Source organism: Micrococcus sp. CS26, assembly GCF_055522295.1.
The window spans coordinates 1-25,984 of record NZ_JBVFVY010000018.1; the positions used below are offsets into that span (position 1 = coordinate 1).

25 protein-coding genes and 2 pseudogenes are annotated in these 25,984 nt (G+C 74.6%); 17 read left to right on the plus strand and 10 right to left on the minus strand.

Annotated elements, in window-relative coordinates; genetic code table 11:
• Nucleotides 1-161: pseudogene (locus ACZ1IK_RS08560) on the plus strand (IS5/IS1182 family transposase); the annotation flags it as partial.
• Between the two features lie 9 nt (nucleotides 162-170).
• Nucleotides 171-584, plus strand: coding sequence for a DUF4259 domain-containing protein (locus ACZ1IK_RS08565; protein WP_230278162.1), 414 nt, complete (start codon nucleotides 171-173; stop codon nucleotides 582-584).
• Between the two features lie 52 nt (nucleotides 585-636).
• Here ACZ1IK_RS08565 and ACZ1IK_RS08570 read toward each other — a convergent pair whose 3' ends face one another.
• Genes ACZ1IK_RS08570 through ACZ1IK_RS08585 form a run of 4 tightly spaced genes read right to left on the minus strand, consistent with a single transcriptional unit; the run spans nucleotide 637 to nucleotide 4,563 of the window.
• A complete protein-coding gene (locus ACZ1IK_RS08570; RefSeq protein WP_206495874.1) occupies nucleotides 637-3,114 on the minus strand; it encodes a heavy metal translocating P-type ATPase in 2,478 nt (825 codons plus the stop codon).
• A gap of 3 nt (nucleotides 3,115-3,117) precedes the next feature.
• Complete coding sequence (locus ACZ1IK_RS08575; RefSeq protein WP_098094125.1) at nucleotides 3,118-3,336, minus strand: heavy-metal-associated domain-containing protein; 219 nt, start codon at nucleotides 3,334-3,336, stop codon at nucleotides 3,118-3,120.
• A 41-nt stretch (nucleotides 3,337-3,377) separates the two neighbouring features.
• Nucleotides 3,378-3,758 carry a metal-sensitive transcriptional regulator gene (locus tag ACZ1IK_RS08580; protein ID WP_002856860.1) on the minus strand — a complete coding sequence of 127 codons (381 nt, stop codon included), beginning with the start codon at nucleotides 3,756-3,758 and terminating at the stop codon, nucleotides 3,378-3,380.
• 10 nt (nucleotides 3,759-3,768) lie between these two features.
• Nucleotides 3,769-4,563: an arsenate-mycothiol transferase ArsC gene (locus tag ACZ1IK_RS08585; protein WP_127435491.1), complete on the minus strand. Its 795-nt coding sequence runs from the start codon at nucleotides 4,561-4,563 to the stop codon at nucleotides 3,769-3,771.
• 198 nt (nucleotides 4,564-4,761) lie between these two features.
• Between ACZ1IK_RS08585 and ACZ1IK_RS08590 the strand changes: the two genes are divergently transcribed.
• The gene (locus ACZ1IK_RS08590; RefSeq protein ID WP_095347741.1) at nucleotides 4,762-6,006 is read left to right on the plus strand and encodes an isochorismate synthase; all 1,245 of its coding nucleotides are present in this window, start codon (nucleotides 4,762-4,764) and stop codon (nucleotides 6,004-6,006) included.
• 274 nt (nucleotides 6,007-6,280) lie between these two features.
• Here the strand turns inward: ACZ1IK_RS08590 and ACZ1IK_RS08595 are convergent, their stop codons facing one another.
• Nucleotides 6,281-6,553, minus strand: a complete 273-nt coding sequence (locus ACZ1IK_RS08595) for a three-helix bundle dimerization domain-containing protein (protein WP_227448856.1) — start codon at nucleotides 6,551-6,553, stop codon at nucleotides 6,281-6,283.
• A 345-nt stretch (nucleotides 6,554-6,898) separates the two neighbouring features.
• Between ACZ1IK_RS08595 and ACZ1IK_RS08600 the strand changes: the two genes are divergently transcribed.
• Both ACZ1IK_RS08600 and rlmN read left to right on the plus strand, forming a co-directional pair.
• Complete coding sequence (locus ACZ1IK_RS08600) at nucleotides 6,899-7,771, plus strand: oxygenase MpaB family protein (protein ID WP_044659291.1); 873 nt, start codon at nucleotides 6,899-6,901, stop codon at nucleotides 7,769-7,771.
• A 217-nt stretch (nucleotides 7,772-7,988) separates the two neighbouring features.
• Complete coding sequence (gene rlmN / locus ACZ1IK_RS08605) at nucleotides 7,989-9,161, plus strand: dual-specificity RNA methyltransferase RlmN (protein WP_459536903.1); 1,173 nt, start codon at nucleotides 7,989-7,991, stop codon at nucleotides 9,159-9,161.
• 75 nt (nucleotides 9,162-9,236) lie between these two features.
• Here the strand turns inward: rlmN and ACZ1IK_RS08610 are convergent, their stop codons facing one another.
• Nucleotides 9,237-9,719: a pyridoxamine 5'-phosphate oxidase family protein gene (locus tag ACZ1IK_RS08610; RefSeq protein WP_044659290.1), complete on the minus strand. Its 483-nt coding sequence runs from the start codon at nucleotides 9,717-9,719 to the stop codon at nucleotides 9,237-9,239.
• A gap of 96 nt (nucleotides 9,720-9,815) precedes the next feature.
• A complete protein-coding gene (aroQ, locus tag ACZ1IK_RS08615; protein WP_044659289.1) occupies nucleotides 9,816-10,268 on the minus strand; it encodes a type II 3-dehydroquinate dehydratase in 453 nt (150 codons plus the stop codon).
• Between the two features lie 212 nt (nucleotides 10,269-10,480).
• Here aroQ and trxA point away from each other — a divergent pair, with 212 nt between their 5' ends.
• Nucleotides 10,481-10,921 (plus strand): thioredoxin, encoded by a 441-nt coding sequence (trxA, locus tag ACZ1IK_RS08620; protein WP_044659288.1) that lies wholly within the window; start codon nucleotides 10,481-10,483, stop codon nucleotides 10,919-10,921.
• Nucleotides 10,922-10,951: 30 nt separating this feature from the next.
• Here trxA and idi read toward each other — a convergent pair whose 3' ends face one another.
• Nucleotides 10,952-11,581, minus strand: a complete 630-nt coding sequence (gene idi, locus ACZ1IK_RS08625; RefSeq protein WP_036384334.1) for an isopentenyl-diphosphate Delta-isomerase — start codon at nucleotides 11,579-11,581, stop codon at nucleotides 10,952-10,954.
• Between the two features lie 146 nt (nucleotides 11,582-11,727).
• Between idi and ACZ1IK_RS08630 the strand changes: the two genes are divergently transcribed.
• The 9 genes from ACZ1IK_RS08630 to crtX all read left to right on the plus strand — a co-directional run bounded on the left by ACZ1IK_RS08630 (nucleotide 11,728) and on the right by crtX (nucleotide 19,043).
• Nucleotides 11,728-12,276, plus strand: a complete 549-nt coding sequence (locus ACZ1IK_RS08630; RefSeq protein ID WP_063189941.1) for a hypothetical protein — start codon at nucleotides 11,728-11,730, stop codon at nucleotides 12,274-12,276.
• A 161-nt stretch (nucleotides 12,277-12,437) separates the two neighbouring features.
• A complete protein-coding gene (locus ACZ1IK_RS08635; protein WP_010079993.1) occupies nucleotides 12,438-13,514 on the plus strand; it encodes a polyprenyl synthetase family protein in 1,077 nt (358 codons plus the stop codon).
• Between the two features lies 1 nt (nucleotide 13,515).
• Entirely contained in the window at nucleotides 13,516-14,412 is an 897-nt protein-coding gene (locus ACZ1IK_RS08640; RefSeq protein ID WP_063189943.1) for a phytoene/squalene synthase family protein, read from the plus strand.
• Nucleotides 14,409-16,109 carry a phytoene desaturase family protein gene (gene crtI / locus ACZ1IK_RS08645; protein WP_036314898.1) on the plus strand — a complete coding sequence of 567 codons (1,701 nt, stop codon included), beginning with the start codon at nucleotides 14,409-14,411 and terminating at the stop codon, nucleotides 16,107-16,109. The genes ACZ1IK_RS08640 and crtI overlap by 4 nt, the downstream gene beginning before the upstream one ends.
• Nucleotides 16,106-16,990: a prenyltransferase gene (locus ACZ1IK_RS08650; RefSeq protein ID WP_036314900.1), complete on the plus strand. Its 885-nt coding sequence runs from the start codon at nucleotides 16,106-16,108 to the stop codon at nucleotides 16,988-16,990. Before crtI ends, ACZ1IK_RS08650 begins: the two co-directional genes overlap by 4 nt.
• Nucleotides 16,960-17,349 (plus strand): C50 carotenoid gamma-cyclase subunit alpha CrtYg, encoded by a 390-nt coding sequence (crtYg, locus tag ACZ1IK_RS08655; RefSeq protein WP_036314902.1) that lies wholly within the window; start codon nucleotides 16,960-16,962, stop codon nucleotides 17,347-17,349. The genes ACZ1IK_RS08650 and crtYg overlap by 31 nt, the downstream gene beginning before the upstream one ends.
• The gene (gene crtYh / locus ACZ1IK_RS08660; protein WP_036314905.1) at nucleotides 17,346-17,702 is read left to right on the plus strand and encodes a C50 carotenoid gamma-cyclase subunit beta CrtYh; all 357 of its coding nucleotides are present in this window, start codon (nucleotides 17,346-17,348) and stop codon (nucleotides 17,700-17,702) included. Before crtYg ends, crtYh begins: the two co-directional genes overlap by 4 nt.
• Nucleotides 17,647-18,255 (plus strand): DUF2238 domain-containing protein, encoded by a 609-nt coding sequence (locus ACZ1IK_RS08665; RefSeq protein WP_036314907.1) that lies wholly within the window; start codon nucleotides 17,647-17,649, stop codon nucleotides 18,253-18,255. The genes crtYh and ACZ1IK_RS08665 overlap by 56 nt, the downstream gene beginning before the upstream one ends.
• The gene (crtX, locus tag ACZ1IK_RS08670) at nucleotides 18,252-19,043 is read left to right on the plus strand and encodes a C50 carotenoid glucosyltransferase CrtX (protein ID WP_036314910.1); all 792 of its coding nucleotides are present in this window, start codon (nucleotides 18,252-18,254) and stop codon (nucleotides 19,041-19,043) included. The genes ACZ1IK_RS08665 and crtX overlap by 4 nt, the downstream gene beginning before the upstream one ends.
• On the opposite strand, the gene ACZ1IK_RS08675 is transcribed toward crtX, so the two are convergent.
• A complete protein-coding gene (locus ACZ1IK_RS08675; protein WP_036314913.1) occupies nucleotides 19,028-20,713 on the minus strand; it encodes an SDR family oxidoreductase in 1,686 nt (561 codons plus the stop codon). The genes crtX and ACZ1IK_RS08675 overlap by 16 nt on opposite strands.
• A 135-nt stretch (nucleotides 20,714-20,848) precedes the next feature.
• Between ACZ1IK_RS08675 and ACZ1IK_RS08680 the strand changes: the two genes are divergently transcribed.
• Together ACZ1IK_RS08680 and ACZ1IK_RS08685 are read left to right on the plus strand one after the other, a co-directional pair.
• Nucleotides 20,849-24,280, plus strand: a complete 3,432-nt coding sequence (locus tag ACZ1IK_RS08680) for a DEAD/DEAH box helicase (protein ID WP_036314915.1) — start codon at nucleotides 20,849-20,851, stop codon at nucleotides 24,278-24,280.
• Between the two features lie 156 nt (nucleotides 24,281-24,436).
• Nucleotides 24,437-25,669, plus strand: a complete 1,233-nt coding sequence (locus ACZ1IK_RS08685; protein WP_166437850.1) for an aminotransferase class I/II-fold pyridoxal phosphate-dependent enzyme — start codon at nucleotides 24,437-24,439, stop codon at nucleotides 25,667-25,669.
• 43 nt (nucleotides 25,670-25,712) lie between these two features.
• On the opposite strand, the pseudogene ACZ1IK_RS08690 reads toward ACZ1IK_RS08685, so the two are convergent.
• Nucleotides 25,713-25,883: pseudogene (locus ACZ1IK_RS08690) on the minus strand (acyl-CoA dehydrogenase family protein); the annotation flags it as partial.
• Nucleotides 25,884-25,984 lie beyond the last annotated feature (101 nt).

Consider the following 25,984-nt stretch of genomic DNA (forward strand, 5'->3'; position numbering starts at 1 on the left):
CCGCCTACAAGGGCCGCAACGTCATCGAGCGCCAGTACGCGCACCTGAAGCAGTGGCGGGGCCTGGCGACCCGGTATGACAAGTACGCGATCATCTACAGGGCCGCTGTGGTCCTGAATGCTGTGATCGCATGGTCAAAACGATTGTCAGACATGCCCTAGGGTCAGGTCATGGGCGCATGGGGCAGAAACGTCTTCCAGAACGACACCGCGCTGGACATCGTGGACGAGGTCCTCGACGGCACCTTCGACCTCGACGAGTTCCGCAAGAACTTCCGTCGCGACGAGGACGAGGGCCACCTGACCGCGAGCCAGGGCGCCGCACTCCTCACCCTCGGGGCGCTCGTGCGGATCGCCCGGAACGAGGACCACGCGGACCTCGAGGCCCTGCTCGAGCACGCGGAGGCGGACGAGGTGGACCTCACCGCCTTCATCGGCCAGTTCTCGGACGAGGACATCGAGACCCTGCGCGAGCTGATCGGCGTGGTCATCCGCGAGCCCTCCTGCTCCGAGCTCTACCAGCTCTGGGAGGAGTCCGGGGAGCTCGAGCAGTGGCTCGAGTACTCCCGCGAATGCCTGCCCTGACCGGCCGGCCGGCCGGCCGGGGTGGACCCGGCTCGGCCGGCCCCGCCCCGGCTCACCGCGCGTAGCGGGTGAGCCGCAGCGAGTTCAGCACCACGAGCACGCTCGAGGCCGCCATCGCGCCGCCGGCGATCATCGGGTTGAGCAGGCCCAGGGCCGCGACCGGGATGCCGAGCACGTTGTAGGCGAACGCCCAGAACAGGTTCATCCGGATGATCCCCAGCGTGCGGCGGCTCAGGTCGAGCGCCTGGACCACCTGGTGCAGGTCGTCGCCCATCACGGTGATCTGCGCGGCCTCGCGGGCCACGTCCGTGCCGGAGCCCATCGCGATGCCCATGTCCGCGGCAGCCAGGGCCGGGGCGTCGTTGACGCCGTCGCCGACCATGGCCACCACGTGACCCTCGGACTGGAGCCGGCGGACCACGTCCACCTTGTCCTCGGGGCGCACGCCGGCCACCACGTCCTCGGCCGGGATCCCGACGGCGGCCGCCACCTGGGTGGCGACGGCGGCGTTGTCCCCGGTCACCAGCAGCGGGCGCAGGCCGAGCTCCTTGAGCCGGGCGATGGCGTCCGCCGAGGTCTCCTTCACGGTGTCCCGCACGGACAGGACGCCCGCCACGCGGCCGCCGACCGCGACCCACACGGCCGTGGCGCCGGCCTGCTCCGCCGCCTCGAACGCGGCACGGTGCTCGGCGGGGATGCCGCCGTCGAGGGCGGTCTCGAGGACGGAGCCGCGGCCGACGGCCACGCGGACCGGATCCGGGCCGGCGGCGCCGTGCGCGCCGGAGCCGAGGGCGCCGTCGTCGTGGGGGAGGGCGACCAGCCCGGACACGCCGCCGCCGGCCGTGGAGGCGAAGTCCGCCACGCCGGGCACGGTCAGGCCGCGCTCCTCGGCGCCGGCCACGATCGCGCGGGCGATCGGGTGCTCGGACCCGCGCTCGACGGCGGCCGCCAGGGTCAGCAGGACGTCGGCGGCCTGGTCCGGCGCCGTTTCGTCAACGAAAGCGCTCCGGGAGGCGCCCGTTTCGGCCACGAAAGCGGGGTCGAGGACGAGCACGTCCGCCAGCGCCATGCGGCCCTCGGTCACGGTGCCGGTCTTGTCCAGCACGATCGTGTCCACGGTGCGCGAGTCCTCGAGCACCTCGGGGCCGCGGATGAGGATGCCCAGCTGCGCGGCGCGGCCGGTGCCGGCCAGCAGGCCGACCGGGGTCGCCAGGCCGAGGGCGCACGGGCACGCGATCACGAGCACGGCCACGCCGGCGCGCAGCGCGGACGGCAGGTCGCCGGTCACGATCATCCACACCGCGAAGGTCAGCACGGCGATCCCGAGCACGATCGGCACGAACACGGCGGAGATGCGGTCGGCCAACCGGGCCACGCGCGCCTTGCCGGTCTGCGCCTCGGAGACGAGCCGCCCCATCTGGGCGAGCGTCGTGTCCGAGCCGACCCGCGTCGCGCGGGCCACGAGCCGGCCCGAGGTGTTCAGGGTGGCGCCGGTGAGGGCGTCCCCGGGGCCGACCTCCACGGGCACGGACTCGCCGGTGAGCAGGGAAGCGTCCACGGCCGAGGTGCCCTCGAGCACCTCGGCGTCCGTGGGCACCTTCTCGCCGGGGCGGATCAGCACGACGTCGCCCGGCGCGAGGGACTCGGCGGGCACCGTGCGCTCGGCGTGGGTCTCGGGGTCGTAGAGGGTGGCCTGGGCCGCGCCCAGGTCCAGGAGGGCGCGCAGCGCGGCGCCGGCCTCACGCTTGGCGCGGGCCTCGAGCCAGCGGCCCAGCAGCAGGAACGTGGTGATGACCGCGGCCGTCTCGAAGTACAGGCTGTGGTGGGCCATCTCCGCCATGGTCCCGCCCACGTGGGCGGTCATGTCCGGCGCCAGGATCAGCTCCACGGCCGAGTACACGAAGGAGACGAGCACGCCCACGGACACGAGGGTGTCCATCGTGGACGAGCCGTGCCGGGCCGCGCGGAACGCCGCCGAGTGGAACGGCCACGCCGCCCACAGCGCCACGGGCGCCGCCAGGGCGAACGCGACCCAGCCCCAGTGCGGGAACTGCAGCGCCGGGACCATGGAGATCAACACGAGCGGCACCGTCAGCACCGCCGCGCCGATCAGGCGCGGCGTGAGCACGTCCTCACTCGGACCGTGGGCCATGTGGTCGTGGTGGTCCACGCCGTCATGGTCCGCGGCGTGGCCCTCGCCGTGGTCGGAGGTGTGCGCGTGCCCGGCGTGTCCCGCGTGTCCCGCGTGCCCGGCCTGGCCGGCCGGCGGGGCGGGACGGCGCACCGTGGCGCCGTACCCGGCCTTCTCGACGGCGGCCACGAGCTCCTCGTCCGACACGCCGGCGGGCGCGGTGACGGTGGCCTGTTCGAGCGGCAGGTTCACGGACGCCGTGACGCCCTCGAGCTTGCCCAGCTTGCGCTCGACGCGACCCACGCACGAGGCGCAGGTCATGCCGGTGACGTCCAGGTCGACGCGGCGGGTGGTCTCGGTTTGCGGGCCGGCCGGGGTGGAGGAGGCGGGGTGGGTCATGGGTCAGGCCCCCACCAGCGTGTAGCCGGCCTCCTCGACGGCGGCGCGCGCGGCGGCGGGGTCGAGGGGGGCCTCGGAGGTGACGGTGGCGGTGGAGACGCCACCGGAGTTCAGGTCCACGTCCACGGCGGAGACGCCGGCGATCTCGCCGAGCTCCTCCTGGACGGAGGCGACGCAGTGGCCGCAAGTCATGCCGGTGATCTTCAGGTCGGTGGTGGTCATCTCGTGCTCCTCGTGCGGTGGTGGGTGGGCGACGGCGCCGGTCAGCGCAGCAGGCGGCCGAGGGCGGCCGTCGCCTCGGCGACCTTCTCGTCGATGAGCTCGGTGCGGCCTTCCGCCTCGGCCTGCACCGCGGCCTCCGCCACGCAGTGACGCAGGTGCTCCGAGGTGAGGTTCAGGCTGAGGGACTGCAGCGCCTTCGTGACGGCGGCGACCTGCGTGAGGACGTCGATGCAGTACACGTCCTCGTCCACCATGCGGTGGAGGCCGCGCACCTGCCCCTCGATGCGGCGCAGTCGAGCGAGGTGCTTCGCCTTGTCCCGGTGCACCTCGTGCGGGGGCCGGTGGCCGTCGCAGGCGTCCGCCGCGGCGGACGGAAGGGGCGAGGCGGCGGCGGGCGCCGTCGTCGTGCTGTCCGTGCTCATACCCCCTGTTCTATACCCCAGGGGGGTATAGGTCAAGGGGTCGGCCGACGCGGGTGCCCTCCTCCGGCAGCGGGGTGGCGGCTTCGCCCAGATCGGCGATCAGGCCGCGGACCTCCAGGTCCAGGGCGTCGCGCACGCCGCGCACCTGCTCGAGGCTCATGCCGCGGATCGACGGCACGGACCACTTCTGCACCTGCGCGCCCTCGGGGATCTCGAACGGATCCGCGCCGTCGAAGAGCACCACGATCTCGGCGGCCCGGAGCACGTCCGGGTCCAGGCCCTTGGTGTACGTGTGGTGCAGCGGGATGCCGATCTCGTTCATCGCCTCGAACGCGGTGGAGATGACCTCGCCGGCGGGCTCCGTGCCGGCCGAGCGGGCCCTGACCTCGCCGTGGGTGCGGTTCTCGAGCAGGGCCGCGGCCATCTGCGAGCGGCCGGCGTTGCCGTGGCAGACGAACAGCACACGCGGGTGGCGGGACTCGATGCTGCCCTGGTTGATCGCCCTGGCGCGCAGGCGCGAGGCGGCATGCTGCACCGAGATGGTCGGCAGCATCTCCGGGTGGCGGCTCGTCGCGGCGAGCTCGGCGTAGGAGTCGAACAGGACCTGACGCGCCGTCGCCTCGTCGGCCACGCCGGGGAAGCGCGCCATCAGCGGCCGGACCTCGCGCTCCAGCACGTGCGCGGCCATCCCGTGCGGCACGGGGTCCACCGGGGCGAGGGTGTCCGGCGCGGCCGTCGTGTCCAGCGGCATGTCGTCCACCGCCGGTGCGTGATCGGCGTGGGGGTCCGGGGGGATGGGGGCCATGATGCGAGTCCTCCGGGGAAGGCGGTCGGCTGAACGCGAGGTGAACGGGTGCCCCCACCCTGCGACGTCGGGTGTGCCGGCGCAAGCCTTGACGGGATCCCTCCGCGCCCGACGACGCTGCTCGCCGCCGTCGTCGGGGCGGTGGCCGACGCCCGGGCCCGGAGCGGGGGTCCGCCGAGGTGGGAGAGAATGGGGGCCATGTCTGTCCGCTCCCTGCTCCCGGACCTCGGCACCCCCGCGACCGGGACCCCCGAGGCCGCCGTCCCCCCGTTCGCCCGGGCGGTGCTGTGGGCGCACGGGGACGACGCGTGGCGGGGCGAGGGCGGCTGGACCGTGCTCCTGGACGGCACCGACCGGCTCCGCCGGCTCTCCGCGCTGTGGCAGGCCGCCGTCGCCGGGCGACCGGACCCGACGGCCCCGCTGCGGGGCTGGATCTCCTCGACCTTCGCCGACGACTCGCCCGAGCCCGCGGTCCTGCGCATCCCCGCGGATCTGCGCCGCGCCACGCCGTCCGGCGTGCGGGACGTGGCCCAGCACATGGACGCGGACGCGCTCGCAGCCGCCGTCGCCGCGGACCGTGGAGCCCGGCTGCTGGCCGACGGCGCGGTGCCCCTGCCCGCCGACGTCGCCGACCGTGCCTGGGACGACGCCGGCTACGCGGCCGGGGTGCGCGAGCTGCTGACGCGGATGGCCGACTCGGGCGGGGAGCTGGCGAAGGTCGTGATCAGCCGCACGATGACCGTCCCCGCGGACGACGCCGACCTGTGGCGGGCGATCGGGGCCCTGCGCCGCGAGTACCCGCAGACCTGGGTGTTCGCCGTCGGCGGGCTGCTGGGCGCCACGCCCGAGGTCCTCGCCACGCGGCACGCGGGGCTCGTGGGCTCGCGGGTGCTGGCGGGGTCCATGCCGCGCGGCGCGGACGAGGAGGAGGACGCCGCGCTGCGGGAGCGTCTGGCCTGTGATCCGCGGCTGGCGGAGGAGCATCGCTGGGCGGCGCGGTCGGTGCTGGACGCGCTGGCGCCCGTCGTCGACCTCGCCGATGACGACCCCGCGCCCACCGTCCTGACCCTGCCGAACGTGCACCACCTGGCCACGTCCGTGCGCGGCCGGCTGCGGGATGGGCGGGGGACCGTGCTGGACGTGGTGGCCGCGCTGCATCCGACGGCGGCCGTCGGCGGGACCCCCACGCCGGACGCGGTGAGGGTGATCGCGGAGGTCGAGCCCGTGGACCGCGGCCGCTATGCGGGCCCGGTCGGGTGGCTCGACCAGGACGGCGACGGCGAGATCGCCCTGGCGCTGCGCTGTGGCCAGCAGGTGCCCGGCGGGGTGCGGCTGCAGGCCGGGGGCGGGATGGTCCCGGGAGCGGTGCCCGAGGAGGAGGTCACGGAGATCCGGGCCAAGTTCCTGCCGATGCGCCGAGCGCTGGGCGTCGCCGAGGACTGAGGCCTCCCGTGCCGGGCCCCCCGTCCGCGTCACCCACGCTTTCGTGTAGGAAACGGCGGCGTGTCGCGGTGCTTTCGTGTGAGAAACGGCGCCGCACCTCGGAGTCGCGTGGGCGGCGGGGGAACGGCGCCCCGGAGCGTTCACACCGTTTCTCGAACGAAAGCGTCCTGGGGCCCGCCGTTTCCCGAACGAAAGCGTCCGGGGAGGCGAGAAGACCCGCCGGCCACGGCCCCTCGCGGGGCGGGCCGACGGGTCGTCGCGTCGGTATGGGGGATCAGGCGGCGACGGCCATGGCCTCGTGGGCCGGCGTCGCGGCCTGGAGGCGGCGGGTGGCCTCGCGCTCGGCGAGGGCCGGCAGGAAGGTGGTGATGCGGGCGCCGCGCTTGAGGTCGGCGACGACCTCGCGGACGACCGAGCGGACGGTCTCGGCGGTGACGGTGCCCTCGAAGCGGCGGAGGAGGGTCTCCTCGACGCGCTGGAGCACGTGGCGTTGCATGAGGGGGCTCGGGGCGGTGGGCAGGTGGTGGCTGGTCGTGTTGATGCTCACGGTGAGCACCTCCTTTGGTTGCCGGACCACGAGTCCGGCGGATCGTCGCGGCGGGGCCGCGGGTGATGAGTTCGGTGGAGTCCCGACCTCGCGTTCCGTAAACGCTAGGTGAACTGCTTGTGAACAAGTTTACAGATTTCCTCCCGGAGTGCAACTCCGTGTTCACCAACGTGACCTGTGACACCCTGTCGCGCATGCCTGCATGGCGCGAAATCAGCGCAATCATGCGGTTCTCGGATCGAGGTGCCACGAGCGGCAGGCGAACAGCAAGATGAACAGAAGGTGAACGGCACCGTTCATCTCGGCCCCCTGCCCCTCCGCCCGGCCCGGTGCGAGGCTGGGACCATGCGCCCCGACTGCCACTCCGCCCCGACCTCCGCGGCCGCCCTCGCCCGCGAGGCCGTGATCCTCGCCGGTGCCGGTGCGGCGATCCTGCTCCAGGTGGCGCACCGGCCAGTGGGGGCCGGCGTCGCCGTCCACTCCCGGTTCACCGAGGACCCGATGCGCCGGCTCCGCCACACGCTCGCCTACATCTACGCGGTCACCCTCCCCGAGGCCGCGCCGTTGCGCGACGCGGTCGTCGACCGGGTGCGGGCGGCGCACCGCCCGGTCCGCGGGCTCGACGCCGGAGGCCACCCCTACGACGCCGCCGACCCGGACGCCCAGCTCTGGGTGGCCGCCACCCTCTATGCGATGGGGGAGCAGGTGCGCCGCCGGATGTGGGGCGCCCTCGACGCCGAGGACGCCGACCGCCTCTACCGCGGGTACGCCCCGCTCGCCACGAGCCTCGAGGTCCCCGCCTCCGCCTGGCCGGTCGACCGCGCGGCGTTTGCGGACTACTGGGACGACCGGGTGGCCCGGCTCGAGGTCACGGACGACGCGCGGCGGGTCGCCGCCGACCTGTTCTCCGGCCAGGGCGTCCCCGCGCCGCTGCGGGCGGCTATGCCCCTGGCCCGGTTCGTCACCGCCGGTCTCCTCCCAGGCCGCGTGCGCGCCGGCCTCGGCTGGTCCTGGACTGGGCGGGACTCCGTCCGGGAGGCACGCCTCTGGGGGCTGGCGCGCACCCTGTACCGGCCGCTGCCGGCGACGGTGCGCGGCGTCGTCGTCCGCTGGGTCCTGCGGGGGCTGCCCCGGACGCGAAAGCCGCGCGGCGCCGTCGACGTGGAGGCGACCCGCCGCGAAGTCCGCCCCGTCTGGGAGAATGGTGCCGATGTCTGACTACCAGCCCCGCCGCCCCGGATCGAAGCCCACCCCGAACCGCCAGAGGGACCGCGCCGGCAAGCCGGCCCTCGGCCGCCCCGAGCGCGGCCTGATCGACGAGTCCGAGGCGCGCCAGCTCGCCGAGGACCGAGAGCGCATGCGCCGCGCCGGCGTCGGCCACCAGCTCTCCGCGCCCAAGCGCCGCGAGGCCGCCACCGCCGAGCGCCCCCAGGTGATGCCGAAGACCGAGGGCTGGACCCAGCCGATGGGCCCGGACGGCCGACCGCAGCTGCAGTTCAAGCAGCCGCGCGTCTCCCAGCCGCCCACCCACCTGGCCGACCTCACGCTGAAGGAACGGCAGGAGAAGGCCAAGGAGATCGGGCTGCCGGCGTTCCGCGCCAAGCAGCTCTCGGTGCACTACTTCGAGCACTACACCACCGATCCGGAGCAGATGACGGACCTGCCCAAGGACAAGCGGGAGGCGATCGCGGAGGCGTTCTTCCCGCCGCTGCTCACCGAGGTCCGGCGCATGGAGACCGACCGCGGGGACACCGTCAAGTTCCTGTGGCGGCTGTTCGACGGCGCTCTCGTGGAGTCCGTGCTGATGCGGTATCCCGGCCGCGTGACGCTGTGCGTGTCCAGCCAGGCCGGCTGCGGGATGAACTGCCCGTTCTGCGCCACGGGCCAGGCCGGGCTGACCCGCAACATGTCCACGGCGGAGATCGTGGAGCAGATCGTGCTGGCCAACCAGGTGATCGCCCAGGGCGGACTGGGCGGCAAGCGCAAGGATGGCGGGCACGACGCCGACCGCGTCACCAACGTCGTGTTCATGGGCATGGGTGAGCCCCTGGCCAACTACAAGCGCGTGATGGCCGCCGTGCACCGCATGGTGGACCCCTCGCCTGAGGGCCTGGGCATGTCCGCGCGGAACATCACGCTGTCCACCGTCGGCCTGGTGCCGGCCATCCGGAAGCTGGCCGAGGAGGGCGTGCCGCTGACGTTCGCGCTGTCCCTGCACGCGCCGGACGACGAGCTGCGCGACGAGCTGATCCCCGTGAACTCACGCTGGAAGGCGGACGAGGCGATCGACGCCGCGTACGACTACTTCGTGGCCACCGGGCGCAGGGTGTCCATCGAGTACGCGCTCATCAAGGACATGAATGACCACGCGTGGCGCGCCGACCTGCTGGCCAAGAAGCTCAACGCCCGGGGCAAGGGCTGGGTGCACGTGAACCCGATCCCGCTGAACCCGACGCCGGGCTCCATCTGGACCGCCTCGGAGAAGGACGTGACGCGCGAGTTCGTGGACCGGCTCAACGCCGCCGGCATCCCCACCACCCTGCGCGACACCCGCGGCAAGGAGATCGACGGCGCGTGCGGCCAGCTGGCGGCCGAGGACGTCGACTGACCTGCCGAGGCCCCGCGCGCGGCGCCCACCGGCCCGTCCTCGGGCAAGCCGCGGGGCCGGCGTCGGGGAGCGCCGTCAGAAGCGGACGGTCTCGCTGTCGCCCGGCTCGGCGGTCCCGCCGGTGACCTTGGCCTTGACCAGCTCGACGGCGGTGGCCACCGCGCCCGGGGACTCCCAGAACTGGGCGGTCTGCACGTCCACGCGCACGAGCACGATCTGCGGATCCTCGGGGCTCGAGCCCTCACCGAAGAAGGCCTCGGTGGCCGGGTTCCAGAACTCCTTCTTGCGCGCGTCGTCGCGGACGAGCTGACCGTGGCCCGCGAGGGAGGCCCAGAAGTCCTTGTCCTGCACGGCGACGTTGACCGGGCGCTGCGGAGCGTCCGCGGCGACGTCGGAGGTGGCGCGCGTGAGGAACCAGAGCGTGCCGCCGTCCTCGGCCTGTTGCAGGCCCATCGGGCGGGTGACGAGCGTGCCGTCCCGCTCAGCGGTGGTCAGCATGCAGACGTTCACCTTCGCGAGCTTCTCGAGCAGACGGGCGCGGGGATCCTGGGTGCCCATGGCGTGACTCCTTCGTCGTCGGGTGCCGGCGCCCTGATGTGGCCACCGGCTCGTACCACCGACCCTAGGCACGGCCAGGCGGGTCCTGACCAGCGCTCAGCGGCGCACAGCCGCGGCGAGCCAGTCGACGGCGAGGGCGTAGCCCTGGACGCCCGCCCCGGCGATCACGACGTCGGCGACGGCGGAGACGTGCGAGTGGTGCCGGAACGCCTCGCGCCGGTGGACGTTGGAGATGTGCACCTCGGCGATCGGCCGGTCGACGGCGGCGAGGGCGTCGCGGATCGCGATGGAGGTGTGCGAGTACGCGGCGGGGTTGATGAGGACGCCAGCGTGGGAGGTGCGGGCCTCCTGGATCCAGTCGATGAGCTCGCCCTCGTGGTTGGACTGTCGGAAGTCCACGGTCAGCCCGTGCTCGGCCGCGCGGGCCTCGGTGAGCGCACGGACGTCGTCGAGGGTGGCCGTGCCGTAGACCTCGGGCTCGCGGGTGCCGAGCAGGTTCAGGTTGGGGCCGTTGAGCACGAGCAGGGGCAGGGCGGTAGTGGCGGTCATGCGGTCAGTCTAGGAAGCGACGACGACGGCTCCCGTCTCGGCCACGACAGTGCGTGGAAGGCGCCCGTTTCCCGAACGAAAGTGCCGGGACACGCCGCCGTTTCCCGAACGAAAGTGGGGTGGGGCGGAATAGGTGCGGCGGGGTGTCCGTTGTGGTCGGCAGGACGATCGCCGGCGTGAGCGCGTCGGCCCCGCTGACGAAAGGACCCACCGTGGCCACCAAGGACCTGACCCTCGAGGAGTTCGGCTCCACCGTCGCCGAGAACGACACCGTGCTCGTGGACTTCTGGGCCGGCTGGTGCGGCCCGTGCCGCCAGTTCGCCCCCGTGTTCGAGGCCGCCTCGGAGAAGCACGACGACGTCGTGTTCGCCAAGGTCGACACGGAGGACCAGCAGCAGCTGGCGGCGATGGCCGGCATCACCTCCATCCCCACGCTCATGGCCTTCCGCGGCGGCGTGCTCGTGTTCTCCCAGGCCGGCGCCCTGCCGGGCACCGCGCTCGAGCAGCTGCTCGACCAGGTCAAGGGCCTCGACGTCGCGGAGGTCCGCCGCATGGCCGAGGAGCAGCAGGGCCAGCAGGGCGACGCCGAGCCGGCGCAGGACGAGGCCGTGCAGTCCACCGCCGCCCACCTCGACGACGTCAACGGCCGCTGACGGCCCGCGCGGCGTCGCCGCGCCGGCCGCTCACCGCGGGTCGAACGCCCCCTGCTGCCACTGCTCCACGAGCCACGGGCTGAACGCCCGGGGGACGGCGGCCAGGGCGGCGGCCAGATCGGCCGGCTCCACCCAGCACCACTCCGCGACCTCGTCCCGCTCCGGGGCGGGGTCGCCGTGCATCCGGGCACGGAACACCGGGCAGATCTCGTGCTCCTCCATGCCGGAGGCGTCCGCGGCCCGGTAGCGGAAGTCGGGGAGCACCTCGACGACGTCGGACACCTCCACGCCCAGCTCCTGCGGGGCGCGGCGCAGCACGGCCTCCGCGGGGGACTCGCCGGGGCCGGGGTGCCCGCAGAACCCGTTGGTCCACACCCCGGGGAACGCCGCCTTGCCCAGCGCCCGGCGGGTGAGCAGGAACCGGTCGGCCTCGTCGTACACGTGACAGGAGAAGGCCAGGTGCAGGGGCGTGCCGCCGTCCTCGGTGCGGCGGTGGACCGTGGCCTTGGCCTCCGTGCCCACGGCCTCGCCCTCCGGGGACAGCAGGACCACGCGCTCGACGTCGTCGGGGCCTGCGACCGGGACGTCCGAGGCCGCCAACCACGGTCGGGCGACGGGGGAGGGGCGGTCGGGCGGGGAGGGCGTGGCCGGGGTCTGCATGCCTCTCAGTGTGGCAGGCGAGCCGGGCCACCCATCAGATGTGGGCCACGTCACCTCAGTCCGATCCCGACGGCCGGGCGTGGCTAGAGTGCTGAGGTCGGCGCCACACCCCGGCGCGTCCCACGTCACTCGAGGAGAGCACCCCCATGGCCTTCGCCGCCCTGTCCCGTTCCGCCCGTCTTGCCGGCCTGTCCGCTGCCGCGCTGCTGGCCCTCACCGCGTGCGGCGGTCAGGACTCGTCCGACGCCGACGCGTCCGCCTCGACGACGGCGCCCGCCTCCGCGTCCGCGCAGGGTGTGGAGTCGTCGTCCGCCTCGGCGTCGTCGCTGTCCGCGGCCCCGGCCGACTACGAGGCCGGCACGTGCTTCACCGCCCCGCTCGGCGCCCGTGACCTGTCCTCCTTCGAGACCACCGACTGCGAGGGCGCCCACACCGCGGAGTACCTGTGGGCCGTGCCGGCCGTGGCCGAGGGCGAGGAGGCCGACCCGGCCGCCGCCCAGACCTGCACCGCCCAGGCCCAGCGCCTGAGCGAGGAGAAGGAGGACCAGCTGAACGGGGCCGTCCTGACCTCCTCCGAGCTGGGCAACTACGGCACCGACGAGAAGCACTGCGTCGTGTACGGGGTCTCCGGTGAGTGGGAGGGTCAGATCGTGGACCCGGAGATCACCCTGGAGACGGCGTCCGCCGACGCCTGATCCCGACGGCGGCCCCGTGCGTCGTGAGATCGCGCCGCCCGGGACCGCCGCGCATGGACGCGGGACCGGCGAGGCCCGTAGTGTCTTCTGCGTCCAGAAGTTAGACGGTCGAACAGATGCGGCGGTCGGTGCCGCGTCGTGTCCGCCACCGAGGAGGCGCCATGGGTGAAGCGAGGACGGGCGGCGAGGCCGCGCTCTCCGGGGTGACCGCCGAGCTGGACGCCGCGCTCCGACATGCCGCGGCCCAGGCACCCGGATCCGCCGCCTTCGCCGAGCTGCTCGACTCGCTCCACGTCCATGTGGGCGCCGGCAAGCTCATCCGCCCCCGTCTCGTCGAGCTCGGCTGGCGCCTGGCGACCGCCGACCCGGTCCCTCCGTCCGGCCGCGCTGCCGTCGACCGACTCGGGGCCGCCTTCGAACTGCTGCACACCGCGCTGCTCGTCCACGACGACGTCATCGATCGGGACGTGCTGCGGCGCGGCCAGCCCGCCGTGCACGCCTCCGCCCGGCACCGCCTCGAGGCCCGCGGGGTGCCCGCCGCGGACGCCGCCCACGCCGGGGTCGCCGTCGCCCTCATCGCGGGGGACGTCCTGCTCACCCAGGCGTTCCGGCTCGCCGCCACCTGTGCCGCCGACACCGCCCGGGCCGCCGAGGCCGCCGCCGTCGTCTTCGACGCCGCCGCCGTGACCGCGGCCGGCGAGCTCGAAGACGTGCTCCTGGGGCTGTCCCGCCACACCGGTGAGGAGCCCGATCCCGACCGCATCCTCGCCATGCAACGGCTCAAGACGGCGCACTACACGGTCGGCGCGCCCCTGCGCGCCGGCGCCCTCCTGGCCGGGGCGGATCCCGACCTCGCCCGGGCGATGGGCGAGGCCGGCGCCGACCTCGGCGCCGCCTACCAGGTGATCGACGACGTCCTCGGCGTGTTCGGCGATCCCGGGGAGACCGGCAAGTCCGCCGACGGCGACCTGCGCGAGGGCAAGGCCACCGTGCTCACCGCCCACGGCCGCCGCATCCCCGCCGTCCGCGCCCTGCTCGACGCGGGCCCGGCCACCCCCGCGGACATCGAGGCCGCCCGCCGCGCCCTCGAGGCGGCCGGTGCCCGGGAGCACGCCCTCGACGTCGCCGCCGAGCTCACCGTCCGCGCCCGCGAGCGCATCGCGGCCCTGCCCCTGGACGAGACGGTCCGGGCGGAGTTCGCCGACGCCTGCCACGCCGTGCTGACCCGGAGGTCCTGAGATGGCCGCGCCCACCCCGAGCCCTGCCGCGCTGTACACGCGGACGGCCCACGCCGCAGCGGCCCAGGTGATCCGCCGCTACTCCACGTCCTTCTCCTGGGCCTGCCGCACCCTGCCCCGGCAGGCACGCCAGGACGTGGCCACGATCTACGCCATGGTCCGCGTCGCCGACGAGGTGGTCGACGGCGTCGCGGTGGCCGCCGGGCTCGACGAGGCCGGGGTCCGCGCCGCCCTGGACGACTACGAGCGGGCGTGTGAAGCCGCGATGGCGTCGGGCTTCGCCACCGACCCGGTCCTGCACGCCTTCGCCGACGTGGCCCGTCGCCACGGCATCACCCCGGAGCTGACCCGTCCCTTCTTCGCCTCCATGCGCGCGGACCTGGGGATCCGCGAGCACGGCGCCGAGTCGCTGGACGCCTACATCCACGGCTCGGCCGAGGTGGTGGGGCTGATGTGCCTGCAGGTCTTCCTCTCCCTCCCCGGCACGCGGGCCCGGACCCCGGGCCAGCGGCAGGAGCTGCGCGCGCAGGCCTCCCGGCTGGGGGCGGCGTTCCAGAAGGTCAACTTCCTCAGGGACCTGGCCGCGGACCACCACGAGCTGGGCCGCACCTACCTGCCCGGTGCCGCACCGGGCGTGCTCACCGAGGCCCGCAAGGCCGAGCTCGTGGCCGAGGTCCGCGCCGACCTCGACGCCGCCCTGCCCGGCATCCGTGTCCTGGACCCCGGGGCCGGGCGCGCCGTGGCCCTGGCGCACGGACTGTTCGCGGCCCTGGTGGACCGGATCGAGGCGACCCCGGCGGCCGAGCTGGCCCACCGCCGTGTCCGGGTGCCGGACCATCAGAAGGCCCGGATCGCCGCCCGCGTCCTGGCACGGGGCCGCCGGGGAGGCCGCCGATGAGCGCCCGGGACACCGCTCTCGGCCCGCGCACCGTGGTGGTGGGCGGCGGGTTCGCCGGACTGGCCACGGCGGGCCTGTTGGCCCGCGACGGGCACCGGGTGACGCTGCTGGAGCGCGGCGCCGTCCTGGGCGGCCGTGCCGGACGCTGGTCTGAGGCGGGGTTCACCTTCGATACCGGGCCCTCCTGGTACCTGATGCCCGAGGTGATCGACCGCTGGTTCCGCCTCATGGGGACCTCCGCCGCCGAACGGCTGGACCTGCGCCGTCTGGACCCCGGCTACCGGGTGTACTTCGAGGGGCACCTCCACGAGCCCCCCGTGGACGTGCGCACCGGCCACGCGGAGACGCTGTTCGAGTCCCTCGAGCCCGGCGCCGGGCGCCGGCTGCGGGCCTACCTCGACTCCGCGTCCCGGATCTACGGGCTCGCCAAGGAGCACTTCCTCTACACGGACTTCCGCCGGCCGGCCGCCCTGGCCCACCCGGACGTCCTGCGCGCCCTGCCGGCCCTCGGGCCCCAGCTGCTGGGGGGCCTGCGCTCCCACGTCGCGGCCCGCTTCCAGGACCCCCGGCTGCGCCAGATCCTGGGCTACCCGGCGGTCTTCCTCGGCACGTCCCCCGACCGTGCCCCCGCCATGTACCACCTGATGTCCCATCTGGACCTCGCCGACGGCGTGCAGTACCCCCTCGGCGGTTTCGCGGCCCTGGTGGACGCCATGGCGGAGGTCGTGCGCGAGGCCGGCGTGGAGATCCGCACCGGGGTCGAGGCGACCGCCGTGGAGGTCGTGGACCGTCCCGCCCCCGCCGGCCGCCTCGGACGCCTGGCCGCCCGCCTGCCCAGGCCGGGAGCAGCCCGCGGGGACGAGGGCCGACGTCGCCGCCCGGGCCGGGTGACCGGCGTCGCCTGGCGGTCCGACGACGGCGCCGCGGGACGCCTCGACGCCGATGTGGTGGTGGCCGCCGCGGACCTGCACCACGTGCAGACCCGTCTGCTGCCTCCCGGCCGGCGCGTCGCGGAGTCCACGTGGGACCGGCGCGACCCCGGCCCCTCCGGCGTGCTCGTGTGCGTGGGGGTGCGCGGATCCCTGCCCCAGCTGGCCCATCACACCCTGCTGTTCACGGCGGACTGGGAGGACAACTTCGGGCGCATCGAACGGGGAGAGGACCTCGCCGCGGACACGTCGATCTACGTCTCGCGCACCTCCGCCACGGACCCGGGCGTGGCCCCGGAGGGCGACGAGAACCTCTTCATCCTCGTCCCGGCCCCCGCCGAGCCGGGGTGGGGGCGCGGCGGCATCCGGGTCCGTGACGGCCAGGGCTGGCGGGTGGACCGCGCCGGGGACGCCCAGGTGGAGGCCGTGGCGGACCGGGCCCTCGACCAGCTGGCCCGCTGGGCCGGGATCCCCGACCTGGCCGAGCGCATCGTGGTGCGGCGCACCTACGGGCCCGGTGACTTCGCCGCGGACGTGCACGCCTGGCGGGGTTCGCTGCTGGGCCCCGGGCACACGCTGGCGCAGTCGGCCATGTTCCGTCCCTCGGTGCGGGACGCGGACGTGGCCGGCCTGATGTACGCGGGCTCCTCGGTGCGCCCGGGAATCGGGGTGCCCATGTGCCTGATCTCCGCCGAAGTGGTCCGGGACGAACTGCGCCACGACGCGCGCAGGGTCCGGCCCGCGGGCCCCGGGGGGAGCGGCACATGATCCGCACCCTCTTCTGGGCGTCCCGGCCGGTCAGCTGGGTGAACACGGCCTACCCGTTCGCCGCCGCCGCGATCCTGACCGGGGGGCTGCCCGCGTGGCTGGTGGTCCTGGGCGTCGTGTTCTTCCTGGTGCCCTACAACCTGGCCATGTACGGCATCAATGACGTGTTCGACTTCGCCTCGGACCTGCGCAACCCCCGCAAGGGGGGTGTGGAGGGCTCCGTGCTGGGCGACCCCGCGGTGCGCCGCCGGGTGCTGGCGTGGTCGGTGCTGCTGCCCGTGCCGTTCGTGGCCGTGCTCGCGGGCTGGTCCGCCGTGCGGGGCGAGTGGGCCGCCGTGCTGGTGCTCGCGGTGAGCCTGTTCGCGGTGGTGGCGTACTCCTGGGCGGGGCTGCGGTTCAAGGAGCGGCCCTTCCTGGACGCCGCGACCTCCGCCACCCACTTCGTCTCCCCCGCGGTCTACGGCCTCGCGCTGGCCGGGGCGACCCCCACGCCCGCCCTGGCGGCGCTGCTGGGGGCGTTCTTCCTGTGGGGCATGGCCTCGCAGATGTTCGGGGCGGTGCAGGACGTGGTGCCGGACCGGGAGGGGGGCCTGGCCTCGGTGGCCACCGTGCTGGGCGCTCGGCGCACCGTCCTGCTCGCCGCCGGCCTGTACGCGGCGGCGGGCCTGCTGCTGCTGGCCACCGACCCGCCGGGCCCGCTCGCGGCGCTGCTGGCCGTGCCCTACGTGGTGAACACCCTGCGCTTCCGCCGCATCACGGACGCCACCTCGGGCGCGGCCCACCGCGGCTGGCAGCTGTTCCTTCCGCTGAACTACGTGACCGGCTTCCTCGTGACCCTGCTGCTGATCGGGTGGGCGCTGACCCGGGGGGCGGCGGCATGATCTACCTGCTGGCCCTGCTGGGTGTCATCGGCTGCATGCTGCTGGTGGACCGGCGCTTCGAGCTGTTCCTGTGGCATCGCCCGCTCCCGGCGCTGCTGGTGCTGGCCGCCGGGGTGGCCTACTTCTTCGCCTGGGACCTGTGGGGGATCGCCGAAGGCGTGTTCCTGCACCGGCAGTCGCCCTACATGACCGGGGTGATGCTCGCCCCCCAGCTGCCCCTGGAGGAGGGGTTCTTCCTGCTCTTCCTCAGCCAGATCACGATGGTGCTGTTCACCGGGGCGCTGCGCCTGCTGCGCGGCCGGCGAGGTGACGCCCGTGCCGCGACGCCGGCCGATCCGACCGACGGGGGCAGCCGGTGACCTTCCTCGACCTCGTCCTCGTCTTCGTGGGCTTCGCCCTGGCCGTGCTCGTGGGCGCCGCCCTCGTCGGCCGCGTGCGGGGCGAGCACCTGCGGGCCGTGGCGGCCACCCTGGTGGCCCTGTGGGCCCTCACGGCGGTCTTCGACAACGTGATGATCGCCGCGGGGCTCTTCGACTACGGCCATGAGCTGCTGGTGGGTGCCTACGTGGGCCAGGCGCCCGTGGAGGACTTCGCCTACCCGCTCGGCTCCGCCCTGCTGCTGCCGGCGCTCTGGCTGCTGCTGACGAGCCGTGGTCGTGCCGGTCGGCGCGGCCGGCGGCCGGGACGCCGCCCCCACCCGGGCGATCGCTGACATGCTGCCGCTGATCCCCGCAGACCTGTTGCGCGCGCTCGGCCTGATCCTCGTCCCGGTCGCGGCGGTGCACGCCGGATGGCCGTCCGCGGCGGCGATGCTGCTCGTGTTCGGCTCCCAGTGGCTCACCCGCTGGCTCGCCCCGGGCGGAGTCCTGGACTGGGCCGCGCAGGCGGTCCTGCTGCTGGCCGGGTGGCTGAGCGTCATCGGCCTCTACCCGCGGGTGCCGTCGCTGGACCTGCTCGTGCACGCCGCCGCCTCCGCCGTGGTCGCCTGTCTGACGGCACTGGTGGTGGGGGCATGGCTCCGGCGTCGGGGGACCGAGGCCGGGCAGGCCGTGGCGCTGCTCGGCCCGGGCCTGGCCGGGCTGGGGATCGCGGCCGCCGCCGTGGCCCTGGGCGTGGTGTGGGAGCTGGCCGAATGGTGGGGGCACACGGCGGTGACCCCCGAGATCGGTGTGGGCTACACGGACACCATCGGCGACCTCGCCGCCGATCTCGTCGGCGCCGGGATCGGCGCCGCCCTCGCCGTGCGCCGGGGGCGCACCCGGTGACCCCGGCCCGCCCCACGGTCTCCGTGGTCGTCCCGGTGCTCGACGACGCCGAGCACCTGCGCGTGTGCCTCGCCCTGCTGGCCGCCCAGAGCCGGCCGGCGCTGGAGGTGGTGGTGGTGGACAACGGCTGCGTGGACGACTCGGCGGTGCTCGCCCGCGCCGCCGGCGCGCGGGTGGTGCACGAGCCGCGCCGCGGGGTCCCGGCCGCGGCGGCCGCCGGCCTGGACGCCGCGGTCGGGGAGCTGCTGGTGCGCTGCGACGCCGACACGCGGATGCCCGCGGACTGGCTCGAACGGATCGTGGCCCGGTTCGACGCCGACTCCGGGCTCGACGCCCTCACCGGGCCGGGGACCTTCCACGACCAGCCCGGCCTCCGGGGGCGGGTGCGGGCGGCGCTCTACACCGGCGCGTACCGCTGGGGGGCGGGCGCCGCGGTGGCGGCCACCCCCGTCTGGGGCTCCAACTGCGCCCTGCGCGCCGAGGCGTGGCAGGCTGTGCGGACCCGCGTCCACCGCGAGCGCGGGGACGTGCACGATGACCTGGACCTGTCCTTCCAGCTGGCCTTGGCCGGCCGCCGGATCCGGTTCGATCCGGACCTGCGGGTGGAGGTCGCCGGGCGCATCTTCCACTCCCTGCGCCAGCGGGTGCGGCAGGGCCGGATGGCGGTCACCACCCTGCAGGTCAACTGGGCCCGGCTGTCCCCCGGGCGGCGGTGGCTGCGCCGGGCGGCCCGGTCACGCCCCCGGCCCCACTGGGGGCGTGGCCCCGACGGTCAGTCCCGCGACTGAGCGCCGCCGGCGCCGCGGGCTCGCCTGTCCAACGGGTTGCGACGCAGGGGCAGCCGGTCCACCAGCGGCCGCAGCAGGCCGCGGGTGCGGGGACGCTCGCCGCCGTCGTGCCGGCGCCTGGCCTCGGCCAGGATGTTCGCGGCCATCTCCGGGAACACCACGGCGTGGAAGGGCAGGATGGCGGTCCAGTAGGCGCGTCCGAGCAGGCCGTCCGGCATGAAGACCGCCCGCTGGCGGTAGACGGAGCCTCCGCCCTCCCGCGGCTCGGTGCTCAGCTGCAGCCAGGCCCGCCCGCCGGCCTTCATCTCCGCCCGCAGGGTCAGCCGCCGCCCCGGCTCCACGTCCTCCACCCGCCACCAGTCCACGGCGTCGCCGCGTCGCAGGTGGTTCGGGTCCCGCCGGCCGCGGGTCAGGCCGGGCCCGCCGGCCAACTTGTCCATCAGCCCGCGGATCTTCCACAGCAGCGGGGTGGAATACCAACCGTTGGCGCCGCCCACCGACTCGATCACCGGCCACACCTCCTGCGCGGGCAGGTCGGACTCGCGCTCGCGCTCGTCCGTGTAGACCGTGGTGCCGGCCCACTCGGGATCCGAGGGCAGGGAGGCGGCCGGGTCCGCGGAGCTCTGGAGGTCCGCGTCGAAGGTGACGTCCAGGGGACCCTCCTTCTCCCGCTTCAGCGCCAGCCGCACGGCGTCCATGTAGGAGGTCAGCCCGCCCGGCGGGTCCGGGATGAGGTCGCGGACCGAGCGGTCCTCCACGACCGCCTCCTCGGCGAGGGATGCGGCCAGGGGCAGGGCCACCGCGACCGGGATGGGGGTCACCATGCCGATCCAGAAGCCCGCCAGGGTCTTCAAGGGCAACGGGGTGGGGATCACGATGCGTCGGGACAGGCCGGCGGCCTTGGCGTAGTCCACCAGCACGCTCGCGAACGACTGGGGGTGTCCGTTGCCGATCTGGGCCCTCAGCTGCACGGGCTCCGGGAGGGCGCAGGCCTGCAGGAGGTAGTACAGGACGTCGCGGATGGCCAGCGGCTCCACCCGGTTCCTCAGCCAGGACGGGCCGGGCATCACGGGCAGCCGCTCGGCGAGATGGCGGATCATCTCGAACGAGGTGGAGCCCGAGCCGATGATCACCCCGGCCTCGAACGTCAGCGCCGGGGTCGCCGCCCGCTCGAGACGCTCGGCCACGAGGGCGCGGGAGCGCATGTGGTCGGACAGCTCCGCGACGGGGACCGTGTCCGGGTGCAGGCCGGAGAGATAGACGAGCTGGGCCACGCCGGCCGTGTCCGCGGCGGTGCCCACGATGTCCGCGATCCGCTGCTCCTGGGCCACGAAGTCGCCGCCCCCGCCCATGGAGTGCACGAGGTAGAGCACGGTGTGCACGTCCTGCATGGCGGCTTCGACGAGGTCCGCCTCGGTGAGGTCGAGCTCCACCGCCTCGATGCTGTCCGACCACGGTCGGTCCGCGAGGTCGGAGGGGTTCCGGGCGCCGGCCCGGACGTCGAAGCCGGCGGCGAGCAGCTCGGGGATGAGGCGCCCGCCCACGTACCCGGTGGCACCGGTGACGAGGACGCGACGGCCCCGGCCGTCCGGCAGGGACAGGCCGAGGGGGGAGGTGTGGGACGCCGGCGTGGCACCGGCGGGGACGGGGGAGGGCTGTGTGGACGCCATGGGCGCACTCTAGGGTCCGGGGCGGGTCGGGCTGAAGGTCTCAGGTGTGCGGGCCCGGGAACGGGGTGGTCGGCACGCCGCCGGGCCGGTGTCGGTCGGAGCGGGCCCGGCACGGTCCGTGAAAGACTGCTCGCTATGGCCACTGCAGATTCCGGAGACGTCCTGCCGCACCTGCGCACCGAGGCCATCCGCGCCGTCGTCGGGCCCACCAGTGCGGACCGCGGCTTCGCCGTGGCCGCGTCGGGTGCCGTGGGGCGCCTGCGCTATGACGCCGCCACCGGCCGTCTGAGCGCCTCCGTCCAGGGCACCGCGCCCAGCCCCTACCGGGTGCAGGTGCAGCTGCAGGAGGCCTACGACGACGCCGCCGAGGACGGCGCCGGCGCCCTCATGGAGCCGGTGGGCGGGCGCTGCACGTGCCCGGTCGGGACGGACTGCAAGCACGTGGCCGCCGCGCTCTACCAGGTGGTCCGCCTCGACGCCGACCAGGCCCTCGACGACGCCCGCCGCAAGCTCGCCGAGATGGTCACCACGGCGGACGCGCTGCCCGCGCCCGCCGGCCGGGGCCACGACGGCGGCGGCCCGGCCGGCCTCGACGCCCCGGCCGCGGACGGGGCGGCACCCCCACCCCCTGCCGGCCTGGACTGGCGACGGGTCATGGAGCCGCTGGCCGGACTCCACGGCCCGCGCCGGGTGGGCACGCCGCCCGCGCTGGCGATCGGCGTGGAGCTCGTGGCCGAGTCCTCCCGCAACGCGTTCCAGCAGTGGGGCCCGGCGACCGCCGGGGAGGAGCAGGTGCGCGAGGGCCGCCCGCTGTACGTGACCGTGCGCCCGCTCAAGCGCGGGGCCAAGGGGACGTGGATCAAGGGCGGGCTGACGTGGAAGGCGTTCCAGTTCCCGCGCGCCGAGTTCGCCCCCGCCCAGGAGCGGGCGATGCGCCTGATCTGGCGTCAGGTCCAGGCCGAGGACTCCTACCCGGGCGACGCCTGGTTCGGTCTGCACGTCTTCGACTCCCCGCGGATCTGGCAGCTGCTCGCGGAGGCCCGCGAGGTCGGGGTGGAGCTCGTGCCGCTGGGGCTGCTGACGGACGTGGTGCTGGAGGCGCCCGTCGCCGTCGGGCTGGACGTCACCGCCGCCCCCGACGGCGGTCTGGACGTGGCCCCGTCCCTGGACCCGGCCCCGCCCGGCCCCGGGCTGAGCGGTGTGCACGCCGTGGGCGGCATCGGCTTCTACCGCGTGGAGCTCACGGACGAGGAGGCCGTGCTCCACCTGATCCCCGCCGCACGCCCCGTCCCCGAGGCCGTGCAGCAGCTCGTGCTCGCCGGCGGGCCCGTGCGCGTGCCCGCCGCGGACCGCGAGGAGTTCCTCGGCCGGATCTACCCGCGGCTGCGTGGCGCCCTGCCCGTGACCAGCGGCGACGCCTCCGTGGAGCTGCCCGAGTTCGAGCCGCCCGTGCTGCGGCTGCGCGCCGACTTCCGACCCGGCCACGAGCTCGTGCTGCGCTGGTCCTGGCTCTACTTCGACCCGCCCCGCGAACTCGGTCTCGACGCCGGCGGCGACCCCCTGCGGGACACCCGGCACGAGGACGCGGTGCTGCGCGCCGTGGCCGAGCTCTGGCCGCGCGCCGGCCGTGCGGAGGAGCAGGTCCTCGAGGGCGTGGGCGCCGCCCGGTTCTCCGAGCAGGTGCTGCCGCTGCTGCAGCGCGCGGACCACGTGCGCGTGGACGTCACCGGCGACCGCCCCGACTACCGCGAGCTGAAGGCCGCCCCGCGCATCGAGGTCGGCACGAAGGCCACGCAGAACGACTGGTTCGACCTCGGCGTGCAGGTCTCCGTGGACGGGCACGTGCTGCCGTTCGTGGAGCTGTTCACCGCGCTCGTGCAGGGCAGGACCACGCTGATCCTCGCGGACGGCTCCTACCTGGGCCTCGACCACCCCGCCTTCGACCGGTTGCGCGCCCTGCTCTCCGAGGCCGCCACCCTGCAGGAGTGGACCCCGGAGCACACCCCCGTCTCACGGCACCAGGTCGGCTTCTGGGAGGACCTCAAGGAGCTCGCGGACGAGGTGGACGAGGACCCGGAGTGGACCGCCGCCGTCGGGCGTCTGGCCGCCGTCGAGCGCCTCCCCGAGGCCCCGCGCCCCGCCGGCCTGAAGGCCGACCTGCGCCCCTACCAGGAGGAGGGCCTGCGCTGGCTCGCGTTCCTGTGGGAGCAGGACCTCGGCGGGATCCTGGCCGACGACATGGGCCTGGGCAAGACCGTCCAGACCCTCGCGCTCTTCGCCCACGCGCGCCAGGCCCGGCCCGAGCCGCCGCCGTTCCTCGTGGTCGCGCCGAGCTCCGTGGTGTCCGTGTGGGCGGCCGAGGCCGAGAAGTTCACCCCGGACCTCGACGTGCGCGTCCTGGACACCACCACCCGCAAGCGCGGCACCGCCGTGGCGGACGAGGTGGCGGGGGCGGACGTGGTGGTCACCAGCTACACGCTCCTGAGGATCGACGCCGGCCAGTACGGCGGACTCGACTGGGGCGGGGTGGTCTTCGACGAGGCACAGTTCCTGAAGAACCGCGCCGCGAAGGTGCACACGGTGGCCCGCGACCTGCGCGCCCCCTTCCGGCTGGCCATCACCGGCACGCCGATGGAGAACTCCCTCAGCGACCTGTGGGCGCTGCTGGACGTCGTCGTGCCGGGCCTGTTCCCGAGCCACCGCCGGTTCCGCGAGACCTACGTGACCCCCATCGAGACCGGGGGGGACCCCGAGCGGATGGCGGCCCTGCGCCGCCGCGTGCGCCCGTTCATGCTGCGCCGCTCCAAGGAGCTCGTGGCGAAGGACCTGCCGTCCAAGCAGGAGCAGATCCTCCAGGTGGAGCTCGAGCCGGCCCACCGCAAGCTCTACGACCGCGTGCTCCAGCGCGAGCGCCGCAAGGTGTTGGGCCTGCTCGGGGACATGGACGGCAACCGGTTCACCATCTTCACGTCGCTCACGCTGCTGCGGATGCTCGCGCTGGCGCCGCAGATCGTCGACGACCAGTACGCCTCCGTGCCCAGCTCGAAGCTCGAGCGGTTCCTCGACGACCTCACCGAGGTGATCGGCGAGGGGCACCGCGTGATCGTGTTCAGCCAGTTCACGAGCTTCCTGCGGGTGATCGCCGAGGAGCTGGACCACCTGGAGATCGAGCACGCGTACCTCGACGGCTCCACGCGCGGGCGCGCCGACGTGATCCGCGGCTTCCGCGAGGGCGAGGCGCCGGTGTTCCTGATCTCCCTGAAGGCGGGCGGCTTCGGCCTGACCCTGACCGAGGCGGACTACGTGTTCCTCATGGATCCGTGGTGGAACCCCGCTGCGGAGGCGCAGGCCGTGGACCGGGCGCACCGGATCGGGCAGGAGCGGACCGTGATGGTCTACCGGCTCGTGTCCGAGGGGACGATCGAGGAGAAGGTGCTCGAGCTGCAGCGGCGCAAGGCCGAGCTGTTCGGCGCGCTCATGGACGAGTCCGACGACTCCGGAGCCGGCGCCTTCACCGACTCCCTCACCGCCGAGGACATCCGGGAGATGCTCGGCGCCGAGGAGTGAGGGCCGCGCGAGGCGGGCCGGACGTTTTCGTTCACGAAACGGCGGCGTGTCGCGACGTTTTCGTTGATGAAACGGCGTCCCGCCCGCCCGTTTCGTCAACGAAAGTCGTCCCCGGGGCGCCGTTTCCCGAACGAAAGCGGGGGGTAGCCTCGGGCCATGCGCCGCCCGTCCCGTTCCAGCACCACCACCCCCACCTTCGTGCCGTCCGCCCGGTCGCAGGTGCCGCCGTTCACGGTGATGAGCATCCTTGGCCGGGTCGCCGCACTGCGCGCCGCCGGCCACGACGTCGTCAGCCTGTGCGCGGGGGAGCCGGGCGGGGGCGCCCCGCCCGCCGTCGACGCCGCGGCCGCCGCCGTCCACGCCTCCGGCCGTGCCCTCACCTACACCCCGGCGCTGGGCCTGCCGGAGCTGCGGGCCGCCGTCGCCGGCCACTACCGCCGCTGGTACGGGCTCGACGTGCGCCCCGAGCAGGTCGCGATCACCACGGGCTCCTCGGGGGCGTTCATGCTCGGCTTCCTCGCGGCGTTCCCCCCGGGGGACCGCGTGCTCCTGCCGCGCCCCGGCTATCCGGCGTACCGCAACATCCTCACGGCGCTCGGGGTGGAGGTGGTGGACGTGGACGTCGACGCCGGCACCCGCTACCAGCCCACGGTCGCCCACCTGGAGGCGGCGCTCGCGGAGGGCCCGGTCGCGGGGCTCGTGCTCGCCTCCCCGGCCAATCCCACGGGCACGATGGTCAGCGCCGCCGAGCTCGCCGAACTCGCCCGCTGGTGCGAGGAACGCGGTGTGCGGCTCGTCTCGGACGAGATCTACCACGGCATCGTGCACACGGACGGGCAGGGGCCCGGCGCCTGCGCCTGGCGCACCTCCCGCACCGCGCTCGTGGTCAGCTCGTTCTCCAAGTACTGGGGCATGCCCGGCTGGCGGCTGGGCTGGATGCTCATGCCGGACGACCTCGCCGCCGCGGTCGACGGCCTCGCCGGCTCGGTCGCCCTCTGCCCGCCCGCCGCGGCCCAGGAGGCGGCCGTCCACGCGTTCAGCGAGGAGTCCTACGCGTTCTGTGCCGAGCAGGCCGGCGGCTTCACGGCGACGCGCGGCGTAGTGCTGGCCGCCCTGCCCCGGCTCGGCTGGGCCGACGCCGCCCCCGCCGACGGCGCCTTCTACCTCTGGGCCCGTCTCGCCCCGGGCATGCTGGCGGAGTTCGGCAGCGCCGTCGGCTACTGCGCCGCCCTGCTGGAGGAGGCCGGCGTCGCGCTGACCCCCGGCGACGACTTCGACGCCGTCCACGGGCCCGAGTTCGTCCGCCTCTCCTTCGCCGCCGGCCCGGACGCCGTCCACGAGGCGCTCGAGCGGATCGCCGCCTGGCACGCGGGGCGCGGCCTGGCCTGAGGGGCTCCGCCGCACGCCGCACCGGCTGGCGCCTCAGCCGCCCGACCGGCGTGTCCGTGACGGCCCGGTCGCCGAGCAGTCGGGCGCGGTAGATCAGCGGGTTGTGGCTGACCAGCACCCGCGCATTGCGCCCATGCCGGTCCAGCCCGCGTGTGCGCAGGGTCGCGGAGGCCCCGCCCACCTCGAACAGGCGGGTCGCCGCGCGCTCGAGGGCGTCACGTGCCGGTTCCCGCGACGGGGGCGCGCCGTCGGCGCCGCCGGGATGACGGGGTGAGGTCCACCGCAGTATTGCGAATCATCCGCAACAGTCTTTAT